This window comes from Streptacidiphilus sp. EB129 (assembly GCF_041262645.1).
Lineage (GTDB): Bacteria > Actinomycetota > Actinomycetes > Streptomycetales > Streptomycetaceae > Streptacidiphilus.
The window spans coordinates 1-20567 of sequence record NZ_JBGCCS010000054.1 but is presented as its reverse complement, the minus strand read 5'-3'; the positions used below and the strand labels follow the sequence as shown (position 1 = coordinate 20567).

The 20567-nt window shown below is 71.1% G+C and carries 20 protein-coding genes; 8 read left to right on the top strand and 12 right to left on the bottom strand.

Annotated elements, in window-relative coordinates; all coding sequences use genetic code 11:
* Together ABH925_RS34815 and ABH925_RS34810 are read right to left on the bottom strand one after the other, a co-directional pair.
* The gene (locus tag ABH925_RS34815) at nucleotides 1–864 is read right to left on the bottom strand and encodes an ABC transporter permease (protein ID WP_370155015.1); all 864 of its coding nucleotides are present in this window, start codon (nucleotides 862–864) and stop codon (nucleotides 1–3) included.
* A complete protein-coding gene (locus ABH925_RS34810) occupies nucleotides 861–1889 on the bottom strand; it encodes an ATP-binding cassette domain-containing protein (RefSeq protein WP_370155013.1) in 1029 nt (342 codons plus the stop codon). Before ABH925_RS34810 ends, ABH925_RS34815 begins: the two co-directional genes overlap by 4 nt.
* A 101-nt stretch (nucleotides 1890–1990) precedes the next feature.
* Between ABH925_RS34810 and ABH925_RS34805 the strand changes: the two genes are divergently transcribed.
* Complete coding sequence (locus ABH925_RS34805; RefSeq protein WP_370155010.1) at nucleotides 1991–2785, top strand: TetR/AcrR family transcriptional regulator; 795 nt, start codon at nucleotides 1991–1993, stop codon at nucleotides 2783–2785.
* A 23-nt stretch (nucleotides 2786–2808) separates the two neighbouring features.
* Here the strand turns inward: ABH925_RS34805 and ABH925_RS34800 are convergent, their stop codons facing one another.
* Nucleotides 2809–3174: a (2Fe-2S) ferredoxin domain-containing protein gene (locus ABH925_RS34800; RefSeq protein WP_370155045.1), complete on the bottom strand. Its 366-nt coding sequence runs from the start codon at nucleotides 3172–3174 to the stop codon at nucleotides 2809–2811.
* Nucleotides 3175–3272: 98 nt separating this feature from the next.
* Nucleotides 3273–5288 carry a heavy metal translocating P-type ATPase gene (locus ABH925_RS34795; protein ID WP_370155008.1) on the bottom strand — a complete coding sequence of 672 codons (2016 nt, stop codon included), beginning with the start codon at nucleotides 5286–5288 and terminating at the stop codon, nucleotides 3273–3275.
* A gap of 112 nt (nucleotides 5289–5400) precedes the next feature.
* On the opposite strand from ABH925_RS34795, the gene ABH925_RS34790 reads away from it, so the two are divergent.
* On the top strand, nucleotides 5401–5778 hold the full coding sequence (locus ABH925_RS34790) for an ArsR/SmtB family transcription factor (protein ID WP_370155007.1): 378 nt from the start codon (nucleotides 5401–5403) through the stop codon (nucleotides 5776–5778).
* 119 nt (nucleotides 5779–5897) lie between these two features.
* On the opposite strand, the gene ABH925_RS34785 is transcribed toward ABH925_RS34790, so the two are convergent.
* The gene (locus tag ABH925_RS34785; RefSeq protein WP_370155004.1) at nucleotides 5898–7298 is read right to left on the bottom strand and encodes an ATP-binding protein; all 1401 of its coding nucleotides are present in this window, start codon (nucleotides 7296–7298) and stop codon (nucleotides 5898–5900) included.
* A complete protein-coding gene (locus tag ABH925_RS34780; protein WP_370155001.1) occupies nucleotides 7295–8056 on the bottom strand; it encodes a response regulator transcription factor in 762 nt (253 codons plus the stop codon). Before ABH925_RS34780 ends, ABH925_RS34785 begins: the two co-directional genes overlap by 4 nt.
* Before the next feature lie 181 nt (nucleotides 8057–8237).
* Here ABH925_RS34780 and ABH925_RS34775 point away from each other — a divergent pair, with 181 nt between their 5' ends.
* On the top strand, nucleotides 8238–10442 hold the full coding sequence (locus tag ABH925_RS34775; protein ID WP_370154999.1) for an MMPL family transporter: 2205 nt from the start codon (nucleotides 8238–8240) through the stop codon (nucleotides 10440–10442).
* Nucleotides 10439–11233: an LmeA family phospholipid-binding protein gene (locus ABH925_RS34770; RefSeq protein WP_370154997.1), complete on the top strand. Its 795-nt coding sequence runs from the start codon at nucleotides 10439–10441 to the stop codon at nucleotides 11231–11233. Before ABH925_RS34775 ends, ABH925_RS34770 begins: the two co-directional genes overlap by 4 nt.
* 146 nt (nucleotides 11234–11379) lie before the next feature.
* On the opposite strand, the gene ABH925_RS34765 is transcribed toward ABH925_RS34770, so the two are convergent.
* Both ABH925_RS34765 and ABH925_RS34760 read right to left on the bottom strand, forming a co-directional pair.
* Nucleotides 11380–12384 (bottom strand): helix-turn-helix domain-containing protein, encoded by a 1005-nt coding sequence (locus tag ABH925_RS34765; RefSeq protein WP_370154994.1) that lies wholly within the window; start codon nucleotides 12382–12384, stop codon nucleotides 11380–11382.
* A gap of 141 nt (nucleotides 12385–12525) precedes the next feature.
* A complete protein-coding gene (locus tag ABH925_RS34760; RefSeq protein ID WP_370154992.1) occupies nucleotides 12526–13701 on the bottom strand; it encodes an FAD-dependent oxidoreductase in 1176 nt (391 codons plus the stop codon).
* A gap of 85 nt (nucleotides 13702–13786) precedes the next feature.
* Between ABH925_RS34760 and ABH925_RS34755 the strand changes: the two genes are divergently transcribed.
* From ABH925_RS34755 to ABH925_RS34745, 3 genes are all read left to right on the top strand, one after another.
* Entirely contained in the window at nucleotides 13787–14470 is a 684-nt protein-coding gene (locus tag ABH925_RS34755) for a TetR/AcrR family transcriptional regulator (protein ID WP_370154991.1), read from the top strand.
* A gap of 257 nt (nucleotides 14471–14727) precedes the next feature.
* Entirely contained in the window at nucleotides 14728–15000 is a 273-nt protein-coding gene (locus tag ABH925_RS34750) for a hypothetical protein (protein WP_370154989.1), read from the top strand.
* Nucleotides 15001–15059: 59 nt separating this feature from the next.
* Complete coding sequence (locus ABH925_RS34745; RefSeq protein WP_370154987.1) at nucleotides 15060–15434, top strand: DNA-binding protein; 375 nt, start codon at nucleotides 15060–15062, stop codon at nucleotides 15432–15434.
* An 81-nt stretch (nucleotides 15435–15515) separates the two neighbouring features.
* Here ABH925_RS34745 and ABH925_RS34740 read toward each other — a convergent pair whose 3' ends face one another.
* Together ABH925_RS34740 and ABH925_RS34735 are read right to left on the bottom strand one after the other, a co-directional pair.
* On the bottom strand, nucleotides 15516–16652 hold the full coding sequence (locus ABH925_RS34740; RefSeq protein ID WP_370154984.1) for a Fic family protein: 1137 nt from the start codon (nucleotides 16650–16652) through the stop codon (nucleotides 15516–15518).
* Nucleotides 16653–16858: 206 nt separating this feature from the next.
* The gene (locus ABH925_RS34735) at nucleotides 16859–17203 is read right to left on the bottom strand and encodes a hypothetical protein (RefSeq protein ID WP_370154981.1); all 345 of its coding nucleotides are present in this window, start codon (nucleotides 17201–17203) and stop codon (nucleotides 16859–16861) included.
* Nucleotides 17204–17722: 519 nt separating this feature from the next.
* On the opposite strand from ABH925_RS34735, the gene ABH925_RS34730 reads away from it, so the two are divergent.
* The gene (locus tag ABH925_RS34730) at nucleotides 17723–17875 is read left to right on the top strand and encodes a hypothetical protein (RefSeq protein ID WP_370154979.1); all 153 of its coding nucleotides are present in this window, start codon (nucleotides 17723–17725) and stop codon (nucleotides 17873–17875) included.
* Nucleotides 17876–18152: 277 nt separating this feature from the next.
* On the opposite strand, the gene ABH925_RS34725 is transcribed toward ABH925_RS34730, so the two are convergent.
* Both ABH925_RS34725 and ABH925_RS34720 read right to left on the bottom strand, forming a co-directional pair.
* Nucleotides 18153–19700, bottom strand: a complete 1548-nt coding sequence (locus ABH925_RS34725) for a hypothetical protein (RefSeq protein ID WP_370154977.1) — start codon at nucleotides 19698–19700, stop codon at nucleotides 18153–18155.
* Nucleotides 19701–19825: 125 nt separating this feature from the next.
* Nucleotides 19826–20500: a hypothetical protein gene (locus ABH925_RS34720; RefSeq protein WP_370154974.1), complete on the bottom strand. Its 675-nt coding sequence runs from the start codon at nucleotides 20498–20500 to the stop codon at nucleotides 19826–19828.
* Nucleotides 20501–20567 lie beyond the last annotated feature (67 nt).

Here is a 20567-nt window from a genome sequence, read left to right as displayed (position 1 = left end):
TCAGCGGCCGTGGGTGGTGAACTTGCGTACGGCGAGGGGGACGAAGACCGTCAGCAGCACCGCGCACCACACCAGCGTCGCGGCGATCGGATGCCGCAGCGGCAGGGGCAGCACCTCGCCGGGCATCGCGGGGACCGTGTTGCCGAACAGCTCCCGAGCAGCGGCGGCGACCGCGCTGATCGGGTTCCAGTTCGCGACGAGGCGCAGCCACCCGGGCATGCCGCCGGTGGTGACGAACACATTGGTGACCATGCTCAGCGGGAAGACGAGCACGGACAACTGCCCGGCCATGTCCTCCCGGCCGATCAGCAGGCCGAGGTAGATGCCGATCCAGTTGGCCACGAAGCGGAACAGCAGCAGCAGGGCGAACGCCGTCACCGCGTGCGCCACCCCGTGCTGGGCGCGCCAGCCGAGCGCGAGCCCCACGCCGGCCATCATCGCCAGCACGACGGTGCTGACCGCCAGGTCGGCCAGGGTCTGGCCGAAGAGTGCCGCCGAGCGCGAGATCGGCATCGAGCGCAGCCGGTCGGTGACGCCCCGTCCGACGTCGCGGGCGGCGCCGTTCATGCTGGGCATGATCCCGTTCACGGCGACCAGGATGAACATCCCCGGCATCAGGTAGTCGCGGTAACTGCCGCCGCCGGGAAGCTTGATGGCGCTGCCGAAGATGTACCCGAAGACCAGCAGCATGGCCAGCGGGGCGATCAGCGAGGCCGCGACCAGACCGGGGGAGTGGCGGTAGTACAGCAGGATCCGCAGGGTGAGGGTCCACGCGTCGGAGACGGCGTTCCCGGCCCGGCGGCGCGGAGTGGCCGGCGCCGGCCTGTGGGGGACGCTGGGGGCGCTCGGGGTGAGGACGCTCATCGGGTCACGGTCTCCCTCGGGTCGGTGCTCGGTTCGGTGGTCGGGTCGGTGGTGGAGCGGCCGGTGAGGGTCAGGAAGACGTCGTCCAGGGAGGGATGCCCGAGGGCGACGTCCTGCGCGGCCACCCCGGCGGCGTCCAGTTCCCGGACCAGCTGCGGCAGGGCGATCGCACGGCCGGGCGCGGTGATCGCGCGCACCCGGCGCTCGGCCTCGTCCAGGACCGGGGAGCCGCCGGTGAGCGCGGCCAGGATCGCTGCGGCGCGGGCGAGTTGCTGGTCGGCCTCGGCCAGCGTCACCTCGACCCGGGTGCCGATCGCGGACTTGAGGGTCTGCGGCGTCCCCGACGCGATGACCCGGCCGTGGTCGACCACGGCGATGGCGTCGGCGAGCCGGTCGGCCTCGTCCAGGTACTGCGTGGTGAGCAGCACGGTGGTGCCGTCCGCCACCAGCTCTCTGACGATGGCCCAGATCTCGTTGCGGCTGCGCGGGTCGAGACCGGTGGTCGGCTCGTCCAGGAACAGCACGGCGGGCCGGGTGACCAGGCTGGCGATCAGGTCCAGGCGCCGCCGCATCCCGCCGGAGTAGGTGCGCACCAGCCGGTCGGCGGCCTCGTCGAGCCCGAACCGCTCCAGCAGTTCCTCCGCCCGCCGGCGGGCGCCGCGGGCGCCCAGCTTGTGCAGCCGGCCGACCAGGTGGAGGTTGTCCCGGCCGGTGATGCCCTCCTCGACCGCGGCGTGCTGACCGGCGAAGCCGATGCTGTGCCGCACCTGCTCGGCCTGCCGGACGACGTCGAACCCGGCCACGCGGGCCCGTCCGGAGTCGGGGTCGGACAGGGTCGCCAGGATCCGCACCGCGGTGGTCTTGCCCGCGCCGTTGGGGCCGAGCACGCCGCAGACCGTCCCGGCCGGGACGGACAGGTCCAGGCCGCGCAGGGCCTCGGTGCGGCCGAACCGCTTGTGCAGGCCCTCGGCCTCGATGGCCGGACCGGGGCCGTCACGGGAGGTGTCGTGGTGGGGCAGGCTCATGGAGCCACCTCTCTAAGTACGGTGTACGTAGAAGTGCGTGCCGCCAGAGTACTACTACGTACGGTGTACGTGTCTAGACTGCCGGGGAGAGGTGATGATCCATGCCGTCCGGCCGACCCGCATCCGACAAGCCCGCATCCGACGGGACGCAGCCCGACAGGACGCCGCCCGACAGGACGCCGCCCGCCAAGACGCCGTCCGCCAGGGGCGCCCCGGGGATGATCTGGCTGCGCCCCGAGCGCAGCGGCAGGGGGCCGGAGCCGGCCCACAGCCGCGCCGCCATCGCCGCGGCGGCGATCGCCCTCGCGGACGCCGACGGTCTGGACGCGGTCTCGATGCGCAAGGTCGCCGCAGCCCTCGGCGCCGGCACCATGTCGCTCTACAACTACGTGCCCAAGAAGGAGCACCTGTTCGACCTGATGCTGGACGCCGCGGTCGGTGAGTTCGTCCTCCCGGCCGAGCCGTCGGGGGAGGCGCGGGCGGACCTCGCCCGGTTCGCCGGTGAGGCACTGGCTGCCATGCGCCGGCATCCGTGGATGGCCGGGCTCGCCCTCTCGCGTCCCTCGATGGGCCCGAACGCCCTGCGCTGCACCGAGTTCTTCCTCCGGGCGCTGGCCGGCACCCCGCTCGGCGGCGGCGCAAAGATGGAGATGTTCGCCCAGCTCAACGGCTTCGTCTGCCAGTTCGCGGAGTTTGAGCGCAACGCCGGTGGCGCCACCGCCGAGTGGCACGCCGAGCTGGTGACCTACCTCGGCGGCGTCATCGCCACCGGCCGGTACCCCTACCTCGCGGCCACCCTTGCCGACAGCGCCGGCAGCGCTCCGCTCGACGCCGACCGGGCCTTCGAGCGCTCGCTGAACCGCCTGCTCTCCGCCTTCCTCACCGCGCGGGAGTAGCCCGGGCCTGACGCCGAATCAGATCACTCCTCGAATTCGTGCCGGACCCGGCGGGACGGGGTGAACGCGTAGAGGTCGAGGACGCCGGGCGGATCGGCCAGACCGGGGCCGCCCGCGTCGACCCAGGCGGTGATGTCGGCTGCGGCGTCACGGTCGTTGACCAGGCCGAGCCAGACCGGCCGGCCGCCGGCCCGGCGTCCCTCGGCCGAGGGCTGGACCACGATCACGTTGGCGTGGTCGCAGGCGTCCAGGCAGTCCACCCGCCGCACCATGGCCACCTCGGCCAGCGAGGCGCGCAGGTCGGCGAGTTGCGCCTCGTGGTCCAGTCGGGGAATCTTGGCGGTGCCGCAGCAGCAGCCCCGGCAGACGGTGACCGTCGGCCGCGCCACGCCTGCTGACGAGCCCCCGGCGGAGCCCGCCGCGGGGCGCGCGGTGGAGCCCGCGGGGGAGTTGGCTGTGGAGTTGGCCCGGCGCGGGCCGCGTCGGCTCACGCGCCGTTCCCGCTCGTGGCGGCGGCCCCGGTCTGTGCGGCGCGCAGCCAGGCGGCGTCGCGGAGCAGCCGCAGGCCGTTGAGACCGACGATGACGGTCGAGCCCTCGTGGCCCAGCACGCCGAGCGGCAGCGGCAGATGGCCGACCAGGTCCCAGACCACCAGGCCGGAGATGAAGACCGAGGCGATGACCAGGTTCTGCACCACCAGCGCGCGGGCCCGGCGGGACAGCGCCACCACGGTGGGCACGGTGGCCAGTTCGTCGCGGACCACGATCGCGTCGGCGGTCTCCAGGGCGAGGTCCGAGCCGGCCCGGCCCATGGCGATCCCGGTGTGGGCGGCCGCCAGCGCCGGGGCGTCGTTGACGCCGTCGCCGATCACCAGCACCCGTCGCCCGCGCGCCTCCAGCCGGCGTACCGCCTCGACCTTGTCCTGCGGGAGCAACCCGGCGTGCACGTCGTCGCCCGCGATGCCGACCTCGGCGGCGAGGCGGGCGGCGGCGCGCGGATTGTCGCCGGTGACCAGCACCGGGGCGGTGCCGGTCAGCGCCGTGAGCGCCGCGACGGTGCGGGCGGCGTCCGGGCGGAGCCGGTCGGCGATGCCCAGGACGCCGACGGGGCGGCCGTTGCGCTCGACCAGTACGGCGGTGCGGCCCCCGTCCTCCAGCTCCGTCGCGACCGCGGCCGCCTGCCCGGACCGGGGATCGGTGCCGCCGTTGAGCAGCCGGGCCGGCGCTCCCACGGCGATGGGGACGTCGTCGACGGTGGCGGTGACGCCGATGCCGGGGGCGGATCGGAAGTCCTCGGCGGCGGACAGGTCCAGCCGGCGCTCGCGGGCCGCGTCGACCACCGCGCGGGCCAGCGGGTGCTCGCTGGGGTGCTCGGCGGACGCCGCCAGGGCGAGCAGGCCGTCCTCGTCCAGACCGCAGCCGGGGAGGGGGCGGATGTCGGTGACCCGGGGCGTGCCCTCGGTCAGGGTGCCGGTCTTGTCCAGCGCGACCGAGTCGACCTGCCCCAGCCGCTCCATCACCACCGCCGACTTGACCAGGACGCCGTGGCGTCCGGCGTTGGCGATGGCCGAGAGCAGCGGCGGCATGGTGGCCAGCACCACCGCGCAGGGCGAGGCGACGATCATGAAGGTCATCGCCCGCAGCAGCGACCCGGTCACCGCCGCGCCGAAGGCGAGCGGGACCAGGAAGACGGCCAGGGTGGCGGCCACCATGCCCAGCGAGTACCGCTGTTCGACCTTCTCGATGAACAGCTGGGTGGGCGCCTTGGTCTCGCTCGCCTCCTCGACCATGGCCACGATGCGGGCGATCACCGAGTCGGAGGCGTCGCGCTCGACCCGGACCCGTAGCGCGCCGGTGCCGTTGAGGGTTCCGGCGAAGACCTCGTCGCCGGCCTGCTTGGCGACGGGCAGCGGCTCGCCGGTGACGGTGGCCTGGTCGACCTCGCTGGCGCCGTCCAGCACCCGGCCGTCGGCGCCGACCCGCTCCCCGGGCCGGATCAGCACGGTGTCGCCCACCGCGAGGACCTCGGTGTCGACCGTCTCCTCGGTGCCGTCGTCCCGCAGCCGGGTGGCGGTGGTGGGGGCGAGATCGAGCAGCCCGCGCACGGAGTCCTGGGTGCGGGCGGTGGCCAGCGCCTCCAGCGCGCCGGAGGTGGCGAAGATGACGATCAGCAGCGCGCCGTCCATGACCTGCCCGATCGCGGCGGCGCCCAGGGCGGCGACGATCATCAGCAGGTCGACGTCGAGGGTCTTCTCGCGCAGTGCCTGGAGCCCGGCCCAGCCGGGCTCCCAGCCGCCGGTGACATAGGCGACCGCGTAGAGCGGAACCCACGCCCAGGCGGGCACGCCGGTCAGCTGCAGCGACAGGGCGAGCAGGAAGGCGACGGTGGCCGCGGCGGCCCACCGGGCCTCGGCCAGCGCGAACACCCGCGTGCGCCGTCGGGGGGCCAGCGCGTCGCGGGAGGCCGCGACGGGGGCCGGGCGCTCGGTGAGGGTCGTGGACATGGCGGCGTTCTTCCTTCGCGGGACGGCGATCGCCCGGGGCGGAGGGGGCGACCGGGACCACCATACCGGATTGATTGAACAATCTTTCACGCATCGTGGGTAGGATGCCGTCATGGGCCATGGAATCGTCGAAAAGCAGCGCGCCACCTCACGCGAGCGCCTGGACCACGTCGGCAGCGCCGGTGTGGCCACCCTGCTGCAGGCCCTGGCCACTCCCTCGCGGCTGTACATCCTGGCCCGACTGGTCGAGGGCCCGTGCGCGGCCAGCGAGCTGGCCGAGGCCGCCGGGATGGAGCGCTCGGCCTGCTCGCACCAGCTGCGGCTGCTGAAGAACCTGGGCCTGGTGACGGTCGAGCGGCGCGGACGCTCGATGGTCTACGCCCTGTACGACAACCATGTCGCCGAGCTGCTGGACCAGGCCATCTACCACGTCGAGCACCTGCGACTCGGCCTGGTCGACAGCACCGAGGACGCCCCCGGCGCGGAGTGACGCCCGCTTCGCCCGCCGGATCGGGTCCCGCCGGATCGGGTCCCGCCGGATCGGGTCATCGGGCCGGCCCGCCCGCTTCGTGCACCGCCGCGTTCACCCGGCGAGGTTCGGCGCCGCGTTCACCCGGCGGGGTTCGGCGCCTGCGGCAGGGTGACGGTGAAGGCGGCGCCGCCCTCGGGGCCGTGCCCCTCGACGCCTATGGTGCCGCCGAGGCGTCCGGTCAGCCGGTGCGCGATGGCCAGGCCCAGCCCGCTGCCGACCGGGCGGGTGGCCCGGTAGCGCTCGTGCAGGACGCCGCTGTCGAACGCGACCCGCACGTCGTCCTCGGTCAGTCCGGGTCCACTGTCACGGACCTGGAGTTCGGCCGCACCGCCGGCGTGGCCGTCCGCGCCGCGGACGGCGAGGACCAGTGGTCCGCCCTCGGGCGTGACCCGCAGGGCGTTCTGGACCAGGCCGTCGAGCAGCTGGCGGACCCGGAAGGCGTCGGTGCCGACGACGACGGGCGGCTCGGTCGGCCCCGGTTGTTCGAGCCGCAGCACCACCCCGTGGCGGGCGCAGGGGTCGGCCCAGAACGCCGCGGCCTCGGTGACGAGCGCGGTCAGGTCGGTCGGGGCGGTGTCGAGGCGGAAGTCGTCCGACTCCAGCCGGGCCAGCGCCAGCAGGTCGCCGAGGAAGCGGTCCAGGCGGCGCGTCTCGTCGGCCAGGACGCGGCCCACCTCGGGCAGCCGGTCCGGTTCGATCAGGCCGTCGGCCAGCGCCTCCGCGTAGCCCTGCAACGCGGTCAGCGGGGTCCGCAGGTCGTGCGAGACCGACAGCAGGAACTCCCGCTGCCGGTTCTCGCTGCGCGCCAGCGCCCGGTCCAGGACGTTGAGGGCCTGTCCGATGTCGGCGGCCTCGCGCGGGCCGTCGACCGGAGCGAGCAGACCGCGCTCGCCGTCGGCCAGCCGGTGCGCCACCCGGGCGGCCGCCACCAGCGGCCGGGCGATCCGGCGCGACAGCAGCGCGCCGGCCAGCGCGGCGCCGAGCATCCCGACGACCAGCGGCACGATCACGTTGCCGCGGATCCGGTTCGTCTCCTGGGCCACCGTGCTGTAGGGCTCGGTGAGCACGACCGCGCCGCCGCGCGCGGCCGGCTGCCCCACCAGCAGGACGTCCTGCCCCCCGAGGACGGAGCTGGTCGAGACCGGTCGTCCGGCCAGCAGCGCGGCCTTCGACACGGTGTCCACGGCCGGGGTCGCGGTGCCCTGGACCGAGCCGTCGGGCGAGATGACGGCCAGTTCGACGCCGTCGGGTCCGGCCAGCGCCTGGGCGCCGTTGAAGAACAGTTCGGAGAGCGCGGGCGCGTGGCTGAGGACCGTGGCGTGGCGCGCCAGCTGGTCGCGCTCGCGCTGCTCGGCGCCGTGCGCCGCGGTCTGCCAGGCGATCAGCCCGGTGAGTGCCACCGCGAGCGCGGCCACCACGGTGGTCAGCACCACGATGTTCCGTACCAGGGACCCGCGCCCGGGAGCTTCGCGGCTCACGGACCGGGATCCACGGCCGGGCCCGGGGCCGCGTCGGCGTGCGCGTCCGAGTCCTGCGTCGGGTTCGGGTCCGGCGCGGTCGCGCTGTAGCCGACGCCGCGGACCGTGCGGATCGGGCTGGCGTCGCCGAGCTTGGCGCGCAGCTGGGAGACGAACACGTCGACCATCCGGGTGTCGCGGTAGCCCGCGTACCCCCAGACCTGCGCGAGCAGCTGCTCGCGGGCGAAGACCTGCCCCGGATGCCGGAGCAGGTGCGCGAGCAGGTTGAACTCGGTGGCGGTGAGCTCCACCGGCTCGCCGTCCCGCTGCACCGTGCGGGTCACCGGGTCCACGCTGATCCGGCCGATGCCACCGACCGGCGCTCCCGGCGCTCCCGGCGGCCCGTCCGCCCGGCGCAGCACCGTCTTCACCCGGGCGACCAGCTCGCGCGGTGAGAACGGCTTGGTGAGGTAGTCGTCCGCGCCCAGCTCCAGCCCGAGGATCCGGTCGGCCTCCTCGCCGCGCGCGGTCACCAGCAGCACCGGTGTCCAGTCGCCCGCGTCGCGCAGCGCCCGGCAGAAGGCGATGCCGTCCAGCCCCGGCAGGCCGATGTCCAGGACGATCGCCACCGGGCGCATCCGCCGGGCGGCCGCCAGCCCGGCCGCCCCGTCGCTCTCGACGTGGACGCCGAACCCCTCACGGGTGAGGTAGAGCCGCTGCACGTCGGCGATGTGCCGTTCGTCCTCGACGACCAGCACCAGGCCCCTGGACCCGCTCATCCCTGCCTCTCCCACCTGTCGCCGTCCCGTCCCGTGTCCCGTCGCCCGGCCTTCCCGCCCGCCGGAACTGCTTGATGCTAACCAGCCGCGGGCCGGCCGCCGGTGGGCGCCCCGCCGCCCGTACACTCCCCGAACAAAGTGCCAACGCGGTCCTTACGCGCGTCGCCCACAGTGAGGCCCCATGAAGACCGAAACGGCCGACGGGCCTGGACTGCTGTACCGGCTGGGCCACTGGTGCGCCCGGCACGCCTGGCGCGTGGTCGCCCTCTGGATCGTCCTCCTGGTCGGCCTCGGCGTGGCCGACGGCCACTGGGGCGGCACCTTCGCGGACAGCTTCTCGCTGCCCGGCACCAGCTCCCAGACCGGCTCCGACCTGCTCAGTGCGCACGGCAGCAGCGGTGCCGGCGGGGTGACCGCGCCGATCGTGCTCAGCACCGGCCAGGGCGCGCTGACCGCGCACCGGGCGGCGATCGACGCGGCCGTCACCAGCCTGCGGCACCTGCCGAACGTGCTCGCGGTCACCGACCCGCTCAGCACGCCCGGCGCCGTGTCGGCCAACGGCGACATCGCCTCCGTCGCGGTCCACTTCAGCAGCAACCCGGCGGGCTTCGACCCCTCCTACCTCACCCGGGTCGACACCGCCGTCCAGCCGCTGCGCGCCGACCACGTCACCGTCGACTACGGCGACCCGCTCGGGCAGCTGGCGGCGCCCAAGTCGGCCGACCGCACCTCGGAGGCGATCGGTCTGGGCGTCGCCGTGCTGGTGCTGCTGATCGGTTTCGGCAGCGTCGCCGCCACCGGACTGCCGCTGCTGACCGCCGTGCTCGGCCTGGCCGTCGGCATCAGCGGGCTGGGCCTGCTCGCGGCCCACTTCAGCTTCGGCCAGTCGGCCCCCACCCTGGCCGCCATGATGGGCCTGGGCGTCGGCATCGACTATGCCCTGTTCCTCGCCACCCGCTACCGCGCCCTGCTGCACGACGGTCAGGACCCGTACGAGGCGGTCGGACGCACCGTCGCCACCAGCGGCCGCGCGGTACTGGTCGCCGCCGCCACCGTCGCCATGGCTCTGGCCGGGCTCTACGCCTCCGGCATGAGCTTCATCGGCAGCCTGGGCGCCGCCGCCGGACTCACCGTCATCGTCGCCGGAGCCGCGTCGGTGACGCTGACCCCCGCGCTGCTGGGGCTGCTCGGCCGTCGTATCGACCGCCTGTACGTCCGCACGCCGGTCGCCGAACCGACCGGCGACTCCGATGTGTGGCACCGCTGGGCCGCCACGGTCGGCCGACGCCCCTGGCTGTTCCTGGTCAGCGGTCTGCTCCTGCTCGGCGTCCTCAGCATCCCGCTCGCCTCGCTGCGGCTGGGCCACATCGACGCCGGGGCGCAGCCCACCAGCCGCACCGACCGGCGCGCCTACGACCTGACCAGCGCGGGCTTCGGCCCCGGCGCCAACGGCCCGCTGACCGTCGTCACCCAGCTCGACAGCGAGCAGGTCGCCGACCAGAGCCGGCGTCAGGACCTCGCCACCAGCCTGCGGAACGACCTCGCCGCCGTCCGCGGCGTCGCCTCGGTGTCCACCCCGGTCGCCAGCCCGGACCACGACCTGCTCATCGCCACGGTCACCCCGACCACCGGCCCGCAGGACCAGGCCACCGCCGACCTGTTCCACACCCTGCAGAACGACACGCTGCCGAAGGTGCTGGCCGGAACCGGCGCGACCGGCTATGTCACCGGCACCACCGCCGCCGGGCTGACCTTCACCGACACCCTGGTCTCCACCCTGCCGCTGATCATCGGCGTGGTCGTGGTCGCCGCGTTCCTGCTGCTGCTCACCGTCTTCCGCAGCCTGCTGGTGGCGGTCAAGGCCGCGGTGCTCAACCTCTGCTCCATCGCCGCCGCCTACGGTGTGGTCGTCGCGGTCTTCCAGTGGGGCTGGGGCGGTTCGCTGTTCGGTGTCGGTGAGAAGGTGCCGGTCGAGTCCTATGTACCGATGATGATGTTCGCCATCGTCTTCGGGCTCTCCATGGACTACGAGGTCTTCCTGCTCTCCCGGATCCGCGAGTCCTGGCTGCAGCGCCGCGACAACCACCTGGCCGTGGCCTCGGGGCTGGCCGCCACCGCCCGGGTCATCTCCTGTGCCGCACTGATCATGACCAGCGTGTTCCTGGCCTTCCTGCTCTCCACCAACGTCGTCGTCAAGATGCTGGCGCTCGGGCTCGGGGTCAGCGTCATCATCGACGCGACCGTGGTCCGCCTGCTGCTGGTGCCCGCGACCATGTACCTCTTCGGGCGCGCCAACTGGTGGCTCCCCGGCTGGCTGGACCGCCTGCTGCCGCACCTCGACCCCGAAGGGCCTGCCGAGGCGCGGGAATTGGAGGCGGTGCGATGAAGCGGCCCTCCGGTCTCGACCGTCCGTCCGGGCCCACCCGCCTGTCCGGGCCCACCCGTCCGTCCGGGCCCACCGGTCTGTCCGGGCTGTGGGTGGTGCTCCGCAGGCGCCGGGTCGTCACCGTCACCTCGGTGCTGGCGCTGACCGCCGTCGTCGCGGCGGGCACGGGTGAACTCACCGTGCGCGCCGTGATCCAGGACCGCGTCGCCAAGGCGGCGCCCGCGCTCGGCGGCGCGGTGACGGTCCACGAGGACGGCGGCCCGGTGCTGTGGGACGTGGTGACCGGGCGCATCCCCGGGCTGGAGATCAGCAGCGACGATGCGCAGGTGGGGCCGCTGCCGCAGGTCACCGTCCAGGCGCGGCTCGAAGGCATCCGCCTCGGCGGCGGAGCGGCGAGCGTCTCCGCCACCCACGCCGAGGTCACCGTTCCCACGCGGTCCATCGGCGTGGCGGTGCAGGCCGCCGTCCCGTCCATGGCGGTCACCTCGGTCACCACCCAGCCGGCCGCGGGGACGATCGTGGTCGCCATCGGCCCGGGCGGGGTGGGGCAGTTGACGCTGCGTCCGGTCCTCGCGGACGGCCGGGTCTCCCTCACCGTCGCGGGCCTCACCGTCTTCGGCCGGTCGGTGCCCTCCGCCAGCCTCGGCGGGCTCGGCGGCGGTGCGGGATCCGGGCTCTCCTCGGGTCGCCAGACCTACCCGCTCGGCCTCAGGGCCACCTCCGTGCAACTGCTCCCGACGGCCCTCCGGGTCACCCTCACCGGCGGCCCAACCCCCCTGCCCGCCGCCTGATCCCCGCCGCCGGAGGCGGTCGACCTGAGGACGCCGCACAGACAACCCCCGTGGAGGACTCCGCGGCGCGAGCGAGCGTGGTCGCGTCACGAAGCCCTGTCTGTGCGGCGATCAGGCCTACGACTCATGACCGTAGTCGTCCGCGGTCACGCCTGGCTTGGACAAATTTGCCCTCGCCGTCCGAAGGCGAGGGCTCCCTCCACCTGGCGGGCGGCGGCCATCTGGCGGGGGGTGGTGTCGGCCAGGGCGCGGAACTCGCGGCTGAGGTGGGCCTGATCGTAGAAGCCGCAGGCGGCGGAGACCGCAGCAAGGCTCTCGGCCCCGCGCGCGAGCATCCCCAGCGCGCGCTGGAAGCGCAGCACCCGGGCGCAGGTCTTCGGCGTCAGGCCGATCTGCTCGGTGAACCGGCGGATCAGGTGCCCCTGACTCCAGCCCACTTCGGCGCTGATCCGGGCGACCGGGATCGCCCCGGCCGTGTCGGACAGCAGACGCCAGGCATGAGCCACCTCCGGCGAGGGGTCCGGTCCGCGGCCGAGCCGGTTCAGCAGCGCGGCGTCCAGCAGGTCGAACCGGGACGTCCAGTCCCCGGCGGCCGCCAGCCGCTCCATCAGCACCCCGGCCTCGGGTCCCAGCACGTCGCGGAGTTCGACCACCTGATTGGTCAACTCGCCCATCGGCACCGCGAACAGCCGGTAGGCGCCCAGCGGCGTGAACTCCAGCCGGATCGCCTCCTGGCCCCCGGGGTGCTCACACACGCCGGGCACGTCGTCGAGGCCGGTGATCAGCGAACCGATCCTCCCGCCGGCCGCGCCCGGCGCGTCCAGCCTGCGGCGCTGGGTGAACGGCTCCGCCAGGTTGATCACCAGCACGGCGCGGCCGGTGGGGACCAGTCGCACCCGGTAGGGCGAGGTCGCCGAGTCCCAGAAGCCGGCGTAGCTGGTCAGGAAGGGACGCAGCCCGGGGTGCCAGGGCCGGGTGACTCTCCGCAGGCCGCCGAGCGGGGCGACCTCGACGCCCGGACCCACCACCGCACCGCCGCCACCGACCGCACCGCCACCGACCGCACCGCCACCGACCGCACCGCCACCGACCGCACCGCCACCGACCGCACCGCCACCGACCGCACCGCTCTCACCGACGTCAAGTGCCAAGAGACATCCCCGCCTTCAGGGGCCGCGTCAGGGGTGCACCGCTCCGGCGGGCCCCGCCGCAGCCCGACTCCGCCCGAGCGTACGTCAGCCCGCACCATCCCGCGACGCCGCCGGGGAACGCCCGGGCCTTGCCGAGGCATCTCACATGTGACGCACAGGCGTTGCGGTCTCCAGCCGCGACCCAGGGGCGCCGCCCACGCGCACGCCGTTGAAGAGGTCGAGGAGTCCGAACGGTGCGCGGTCGCCGAGGCAGAGGTCCAGGACCTCGTGTGCGTCCGCGTAGGCCGACGCGCTGCGCGGGAACAGCGCCGCTTCGTAGGCGGCGAGTGCCGCTTCGATGTCGTCGGGGTGTGCGGCGACCGCCGTCGCGAGCTCGGCGCCGTCGAACATCGCCAGGTTCGCGCCGTCGCCGGACGGGGGCGCCAAGTGCGCGGCATCACCGAGGAGTGTCACCCCCGGCACGCGGTCCCAGCGGTGTCCGTCCGGGAGCGTGTGGATCATGCGCGGGACCGGCGCCGTCTCGCCGTCGGTGATCAGCGCGGTGAGTTCCGGGGCCCACCCGTCGAACTCGGCCGCGACCCGGGCGGCCGCGGCGGCGGCATCGGTGAAGTCGATGCCGGCGATCCACTCGGCGGGGCGGTTCAGCTCGACGTACGTGTGCAGGATGTTCCCCGCCTCGCGGTGGGCGACGATCCCCTTTCCCGGGGTCAGCGCGTACATGGCGCCGTCGCCGACCGCCTTGGCCGTCGCGGCGTGCCGCTCGTCGACGTCGTACAGGTAGGTCTCGATGAACGTCGTGCCGACGTACTCGGGCCTGGCGTCGGAGAGCAGTGGCCTGATCTTCGACCAGGCGCCGTCGGCACCGACGAGGAGGCTGCTGGTCACGGTGGAGCCGTCGGCGAAGGTCAGTTCGTGCCGGCCGTCACCGAGCGGCCGGACATCGGCGACCTTGCGTCCCCACTGGACGGTCCGGTCGGGCAGGGAGTCGAGCAGGATCCGACGCAGGTCGCCACGGAGCACCTCGGGACGGCTCGCCGTGCTGTCGTCGGGGGCGTCGAGCAGGACCGCGCCGTGCTGGTCGAGCACGCGCAGCGCCTCGGCGCCTTCGTGGATGATCGCGCGGAACTCGTCGGTGAGGCCGGCCGCTGCGAGCGCGAACTGCCCGTCGTCCTGGTGGATGTCGAGCTGGCCGCCCTGGGTGCGGGCCTCCGCCGAGGGCTCCGCCTCGTAGATCGTTGCGGGGATGCCGTGGACGTGGAGGACGCGGGCGAGGGTGAGGCCGCCGAGGCCCGCACCGACGATCGTGACCGGTGTCATCAGATACTCCTTTCGGAATGCGACTGGAACACTGTTCCATGAGCCCACTTTGGAACAGAGTTCCATTCGTGTCAACATGGTCCTCATGGCGACCAGGACGCAGCGGACCAAACGGCGCACGGACGCGCTCTCGAAGGAGCGCATCGTCGAGGCGGCGATCGAGATCCTCGACGCCGACGGCGAGAGCGCTCTGACCTTCCGCGCGCTCTCGGCGCGCCTGGCAACGGGGAGCGGGGCGATCTACTGGCACGTCGCCAACAAGGACGACCTGCTTGCGGCGGCCGCCAACGACGTCATCGCCCGCGTGATGACCGGCGTGGTCAGCGGTGCGGTCAGCGGTGCGGAGCCGCAGGAGGCGATCCGAGCCATCGCCATCGGGGTGTTCGACGCGATCGACGCGCACCCCTGGGTGGGTACCCAGCTCTCCCGCGAGCCGTGGCAGTCGGCGATGGTGCAGATCTTTGAAGGCATCGGCGGGCGGCTCCCGGCACTCGGCGTTCCCGCCCGGGCGCAGTTCGACGCGGCCTCCGCACTCGTGAACTACATCCTCGGGGTCGCCGGACAGAACGCCGCGAACGCCCGCCTGCACACGCAGGAGAGTGACCGGACGGCTTTTCTCGGCACAGTGGCCGCACGGTGGGTGCAGTTCGACCCCGCGGAGTACCCGTTCGTGCATCAGGTGGCGACGCAGCTGATCGAGCACGACGACCGCGAGCAGTTCCTCGCCGGTATCGACCTCATCCTGGCCGGCATCGGATCCGCCCGATAGCCGGTGGGCCGCCGGGGTCGAGTGACCCGGCCGTCCATGTCGGGCAGACCGCGGTCAGGCGCCGGTCACTGCGCAACTGCCGGCGGGTCGATACCTAGCCCAGGTCGTCCGGCAGCAACCGGAAGGCAGGGTGGTCGGTGAGGGGGCGCACGGCGCGGAAGCCCCCGATTGCTTTCCTGAATACCTCGAACCGGTGACGGCACAGCCCGGCTCGCTCTTGATCCCTGCTCTGGCAAAAGTTTTGCTAGAGTGGTGACATGGCTGACAGCGCTCCCGCCCCCGAGCAGGACCCGACCGTTTCCGTGTCGGTTTCCTTTCACGCCAGTGTCATCGACTCGGTCCGCGACCGTGTGGGGAAACGCGGCGTTTCGCCGTACGTCGAGGCGGCCGTGCGGCGCCAGATAGAGCGTGACAATCTCCAGGCGATGATCCAGGCCAATGAGGAGATCCACGGTTCGCTCACCTCTGAGGAGATCCAGGCGGCTCGCGAGGAGATCTACGGCGCGGTGCCGCGCGGCGAGGTCGCGTGAGTGGGACCTGGCTACTCGACAGTGAGGCCCTCTCGCTCTACCTGCGTGCCGATCGGAAGATGACGGCGCGTCTGGCAGTGGCCGCCCAGGACGACGTTCGGGTCGTGATCGCGGCTGCCACCATCGTCGAGGCCGACTACCTTGCAGTGCATCCCGCCAGGCTCGACTGGGCCCTCTCCCGTCTGGTGGCCATCCCTCTCACTCAGGATCTCGCCAGAGCGGCGTCGAACCTTTTGAAGAGCGCGGGTCTGCGCGGGCGCAAGTACGCCATCGACGCTATGGTCGTCGCCACTGCACTGGCCGCAGCAGACAGGCCGGTAACCGTGCTGACCTCGGACGTGGACGACATCTCCACCCTGCTCGGCGATCGACTGGACCGCGCCGGCGCCGGGCGAACGGGTAACTCTACGAGGGTCAGGGTTCTGGCGGTCTGACACCGGTCGGCGTGCTTTCCAGGCCGCAGTACGTCACAGCCGCGGACCTCGCACGAGTTGATCAAGAGTGCCGAATATCGATCAGTTGGCGTAGGGATTCCGGAGTGTCATCGGGGTGCGCGCGATGTCCAGTGCGAGCTGGGGGAAGCGCGGGCCCGCCGTGTAGTAGCGGGCTCGGGTTCGGCCGACCGGTTCCAGGATCTGCGCGGTGACGAGGTCGCGGAGGTCGCGTTGCGCCTGTTGCAGACTCAGGCCCTCGGCGTGCTCGTAGCGTGAGCGGCGAACGCGTCCGGCCATGGCCACATCGTGCAGGGCAGTCACCGCACGTTCGTCCAAGCCGCTGCTGTCGGCGAATTCGGCGAGCTTGCCCCAAGTTCGGCCGGAGCGGTCGAGTCGGCCTTGGACGGTCTGCGCCTGCTGGTGGTAGGCGGTCAGGTTGAAGCGGATCCAGCTGGAGACGTCCTGATCGGGAGAGTAGTGAGGTCCTCGGTCGGCGAGCTCGCGGTAGTAGTCCCAGGTGTTGCCGGGGCGGCCCAGCCACGCCTCGATGGAGGAGAACTCCGGGGCCAGGACGCCTTCGCGAGCGATCATGAGCGTCTGCAGCGAACGGGACATCCGGCCGTTCCCGTCGGCCCAGGGGTGGATGGACACGAGATGTAGGTGCGCCATGGCGGCTCGCACCAGCAGATGGGTGTCGTCTTCAGAGTTGAGCCAGTCGACGAGTTCCTGCGCCAGTACGGGGACAGCGTCGGCGTCGGGGGCGGTGTAGGCGGCGATGCTGGGGTCGCGGGCGTCGGTGACGTAGACCGGACCGCGACGCCACTGTCCGGCCGGCTTGCGTACGGTGTTGCGGTGGCCTTGCAGCATCCAGTGCAGTGCGTTGAGCAGGCCTTTGCTGTAGCTGAAGTCCTGAGCGTCGTGGAGTGTCTGGATGTACGTCATCATCCGTTGGTAGGCGAGGGTCTCCTCGCGGTTCTCCTCGGAGACCTCGACATCGCGCTCGCCCTCCATTAGGTCCTCGACATCGACCGTGGACACCTTGAACCCCTCGATGGAGTTCGAGGCCGCGACAGCGTCGGCCGTAAGGAACTTCCTGAGCCCGGCAGTCCACTTCGACGGCGCAGCGCGCACTTGGTGCCGCAGCGCTTCCCGCATGCGATCGATCTCGCCGAGCACCCGAGCGTCGGCAGGGCTGAGGGCAGGAGTCGGGTAGAGCATGCATCCGACAATAGATTGACGTAGTCATTACGTCAAGCGCCGCCCGGCGTATGGGCTGATGCTCAACTGCTCATCCGAGTGGGCAGTTCTCTCCAGTCCCGCACAGAGCCGAGAACAAGCTTCTGTACTTGGGCCTGTCCCTCAACCCTGAGTACATCTCTCAGACACGCGCAATCGGCCAGGTCCTGGTTTCCGGTAAGACACACTTAGATTCCGGCTATCTGCAGCGCGCGGGCCGCTGTGGACAGTTTGACATCCGTGGGCAGTGGGATGCGGCGAACCACTTCCTGGATGAATATGCGCTCGATTCGAGGGCGGCCCAGGAAGCCCATAAGGACCCCTGCGGATTTTGCGAGAAAGTCATGGATTTTCTCCTTGCCCAACAGAATCTTCCGTGCCAAACGGGCGAGGTCGTCACAGCCCTTCTTGCGGTGTCGCTCCACCAGGGCGTTCCATGTCTCGTCAGTGACATATGCCGAGGCCCGGTCGGCGATCGCCGAAGCCCCGCCTTCGCTGATCGTGTTCAGACAGAAGTTGACTATCTGCTCCATTTGCCGGTCTTGGCGGGCCTGACTGTTCGAAGCACGCGACGCCACGGTAGCGGCGGGAGTGGCTCGCTGGCGCTGTGCCGAACGGGGCGGGCTGCGGCGTGCCGGGGTCGCCGCTGGGGCGTGTCGTTGCTGTCTGGGAGTGGATGCGCGTCCGGCTGGCTGACCTCGATGGAGGTGGCAGCGCGTGTCGGGGGTGCGTACCCGGTTTTTGCATAACGTTCCATCGGCTGTCTGGGCTCGGCACTTGTACACCATGGCGGGAGTGTCATGGCACTTGGTGGCCTGGGGCAACAGCGCCTTTCCGGTCACTGATGCCGGTGCTGGGAAAGATTGGGCGATTTACGAGTCGGCTATCGCTTTCAGTGGGATGGGGTTGGCCCGGAGTTGGACGCACATGCGCAGGGTCGCCGTTCATGCATTCCGACAGCGGAATGCATGAACGGCGACCCAGGACGGCCCCATGAGTTGACCAAGTGCGCTGAACTGCAGTGATGCTAGATGTCGAAGTAGAGTACGAACATGCCTCTGACCTGCGTGTATGTGGCCATTTTTGAGGCCGGTGCACATCCGGTGCACATAGTGGGGCATCAAGTGATGAGCATCGTTGAGAAGCATCAAGCGACGACGGACGCCATGGGGAAAACGCTCGCTGCCACTCGCTACGGGCTGTGATGAATTTCGAGGACAACGCTTGAGCGCCAGGTGAGGCAATCCCTGAACGCCCGGTCTCCTCTGCGGCGCTCGGCGAGAGGTTGGCCGTTTTCGCCAGAGGCGCGCCCGACTCAGCTGGAGAGGCGATACGAGGAGGGTGCTGGCGGAGGCACAGCGGTGACTGTGCCCGCGGCTTTCCTCAGAGGTACTACCGATTCGTGGCCGCGTCGTCGGCGGAGCTTTCTTGGAAGGGGCGGTGGAAGTGCCGAGCCGAGCTGGGATAGTGCTCGCTTGTCGCCTATCGCTGGCTTTCGATTAGCTGGCCGAAGAAGTCGTGGAGCATCGCCGGGGCTGTGCTGAGTCCGAGTTCGTGGCCGCCGAAGCGGTAGACCTGATATCCCTTGAGTCGTAGGGATCGGTCCTCGGACACCATCTTTGAGTAGAGCCGTGGCGATGCCACGTCGCCTTCGGCGTAGTGCTGCTGGCCGTCGACTTCCACGACGATGCGTACTCCGCGGGGGAGTAGGAGTAGGAAGTCCATGCGCTCGCGGCCGAGGACGCTGTCCCTGCCTCCGCGTTCGCGGCGGGTGCGCGGGTCCAGGTGCAGGTATACCTGCGGGATCAGTGCGGGGTGGCGGTCTCCGGTCCCGTCGATTGGATAGCGTCGGCAGTAGGCGCGGAACACCTCCCGCTCCGGCGAGACCCATTCGGGGCGCTTGGGGTCGTGGTGGAGAGAGGCCGACAGCCGCTTGTAGAGCGCGCGGCCCACGTCCTGATCGGTTGCGTCTTCGGGGAAGGACGCTTGGGCGCGCCACCAGCTGATCAAGTCGCCCCAGGTCAGGCCGGCGGCGCCGAGCGGCTCGTCGTACTGGAGGCAGAACTCGCCGTTCTTGACCACCAGGACGTCGTTGTTGATGGCGTCGCCGAGAACGAACTCCGGTTTCGGGCCGTCGGCGGCGAAGAAGAGGTTCTTCATCGCCCCGGGCACCCCCGCGCCGATCGTGCGGGCGGCGAAGACCGGTGCGCCACTGATCGAGTCCACGGCGGCGAGCTCGTAGCCGTCGTGAGCCAGGGTCTCGTTTAACCAGACGCGAAGCCCTTCGACCTCTGCGGCATCGGTGCGCACCGCCGGGTGCAGCATCTCGGCCAGGAAGCGCAGCAGCTCGTCGTCCCCGTCGGCAAGAGCGAAGCGCTCATCGCGCCAGATCCAGTCGGCCTCCCAGTCCAGCGGATCGCTGATGCAGTGGTGGCCAATGTCCTCGGCGGCAGTGGTGTGCCGTCGGTCGTGGCTGGGCAGGTTGTTGAGGTCGTACAAGCGGTCCAGGAACTGCAATTCGTCCAGGGTTCCCCACCAGGTGACCGGCAACCCCTCGCGCAGTCGCCGACGGGTGACCTCAGTGATGCGGTGCGAGGTGGCACGGCCTGGCGCGAGGTGGGGGTGGTAAGCGTCCAGCTTCTTCAGCACAGGCTCGAAGACGTGGCCAAGGTAGCTGCGCCGGGCTTCGTAGCTGTCGCTCATCCCCTGCTGCTTCCAGTAGCTCTTGAAGCTCTTGTAGTCGCGGAAGGGCAGCTCCAGGGGCGTCTTCAGGCGCCTGAGGACTGCGGTGAGGGATCGGAGGAGAAGGGCGATCTCGTCGTCATCGAGCCGCTGGCCGCCGCTGGTACCGAAGGCTTCGAGCTCGGTCCAGGCAATGCGGGCCAAGGCGTACGCGGCGTCCAGATCGGTCACGTCGTCCAGCGCGGTGGTGCGAAGGCGCTCGACCCGCGCCGTGGCGAGGCCGGTCCGCGTGAAGCTGAAGGGCGCTGTACCAGCGGGTTGCTCTACGAGGAACTGGAGATTCACCACGAGACCCATTGTCCGACGACGTCAGCGACGGAGAGGCCCGATGGGGCAAATTCGATGCGGTGGCAGTCCAGCCATGTTGCCCTTCGCCGCCGTGTGGATGTTGACGAGTCGCCTGAGGCGGATTGTCAGCAGCCTGTCACCCATCGCATCTCTTCTAAGTACTCCTGCTGGAGGTCACCGAACGCCTGGAGGGCACTGGAATAACCGGCTTGGAGCAGCCACGCTAGGTCATGCACCTTGCGGATGTCTTCGTAGAAGTTGATGTTCGTTTGATCCGGTCGCGCAGTTCGGCTGGCCTGACCTGCGCCGATCCGGGCGTAGCGGAAGGTCTCCCCGGTCTGGTCCATGTCGTCGAGCCATTGGAGTGCTGCGAAGGACTCCGGGTCGATCTTGTTGTTCGGTGGATCAAGGTCTGTGATCAGGCCCAGGTACCGGTTCAGCCGTTCGGCCAGTTTCCTGATGCTGTGGCTGTCCTCGCGGAGCTTTTCGTCGATCCGGTCGGGTCGAAGATTCTCGCCACGGGTGTCGTACTCGCCGCGTCGGATGATGGTGGCGGTCTCCCGGATCAGCCCCTTCAAGCTCAGCTCCACGCTGTGCCGGTAGTTGTAGTAGATCGGAATCGGGAGGAAGTCGTCGGGGCCGTTCTGGCTCCACTCCGTTGCCGCAAGCTCTGCCACGCGCAGGTATCCGCGGGCGATGATCAGGTCATCTTCATGCCGACCGCCAATGACTGCGATCTCGTGCGCGGGCCACTTGGGCCTGGGGAGGTCCATGGGGGCTTCCCCCCAATCGGTGGACATCACGGACACTGGATCTCGTGGATTCAGAGGAAGAGATGGCACCGATGGTGCACAAGTACTACTCAGC

What these genes read in the sequence shown, in the direction of transcription:
- ABH925_RS34795 (WP_370155008.1), bottom strand. Translation starts at nt 5,288, where the DNA reads ATGTCCACGACCCTCACCGAGCGCCCGGCCCCCGTCGCGGCCTCCCGC.
- ABH925_RS34770 (WP_370154997.1), top strand. Translation starts at nt 10,439, where the DNA reads ATGAAGCGGCCCTCCGGTCTCGACCGTCCGTCCGGGCCCACCCGCCTG.
- ABH925_RS34790 (WP_370155007.1), top strand. Translation starts at nt 5,401, where the DNA reads ATGGGCCATGGAATCGTCGAAAAGCAGCGCGCCACCTCACGCGAGCGC.
- ABH925_RS34750 (WP_370154989.1), top strand. Translation starts at nt 14,728, where the DNA reads ATGGCTGACAGCGCTCCCGCCCCCGAGCAGGACCCGACCGTTTCCGTG.
- ABH925_RS34780 (WP_370155001.1), bottom strand. Translation starts at nt 8,056, where the DNA reads ATGAGCGGGTCCAGGGGCCTGGTGCTGGTCGTCGAGGACGAACGGCAC.
- ABH925_RS34810 (WP_370155013.1), bottom strand. Translation starts at nt 1,889, where the DNA reads ATGAGCCTGCCCCACCACGACACCTCCCGTGACGGCCCCGGTCCGGCC.
- ABH925_RS34745 (WP_370154987.1), top strand. Translation starts at nt 15,060, where the DNA reads ATGACGGCGCGTCTGGCAGTGGCCGCCCAGGACGACGTTCGGGTCGTG.
- ABH925_RS34755 (WP_370154991.1), top strand. Translation starts at nt 13,787, where the DNA reads ATGGCGACCAGGACGCAGCGGACCAAACGGCGCACGGACGCGCTCTCG.
- ABH925_RS34815 (WP_370155015.1), bottom strand. Translation starts at nt 864, where the DNA reads ATGAGCGTCCTCACCCCGAGCGCCCCCAGCGTCCCCCACAGGCCGGCG.
- ABH925_RS34775 (WP_370154999.1), top strand. Translation starts at nt 8,238, where the DNA reads ATGAAGACCGAAACGGCCGACGGGCCTGGACTGCTGTACCGGCTGGGC.
- ABH925_RS34740 (WP_370154984.1), bottom strand. Translation starts at nt 16,652, where the DNA reads ATGCTCTACCCGACTCCTGCCCTCAGCCCTGCCGACGCTCGGGTGCTC.
- ABH925_RS34730 (WP_370154979.1), top strand. Translation starts at nt 17,723, where the DNA reads ATGCCTCTGACCTGCGTGTATGTGGCCATTTTTGAGGCCGGTGCACAT.
- ABH925_RS34805 (WP_370155010.1), top strand. Translation starts at nt 1,991, where the DNA reads ATGCCGTCCGGCCGACCCGCATCCGACAAGCCCGCATCCGACGGGACG.
- ABH925_RS34735 (WP_370154981.1), bottom strand. Translation starts at nt 17,203, where the DNA reads ATGGAGCAGATAGTCAACTTCTGTCTGAACACGATCAGCGAAGGCGGG.
- ABH925_RS34760 (WP_370154992.1), bottom strand. Translation starts at nt 13,701, where the DNA reads ATGACACCGGTCACGATCGTCGGTGCGGGCCTCGGCGGCCTCACCCTC.
- ABH925_RS34720 (WP_370154974.1), bottom strand. Translation starts at nt 20,500, where the DNA reads ATGTCCACCGATTGGGGGGAAGCCCCCATGGACCTCCCCAGGCCCAAG.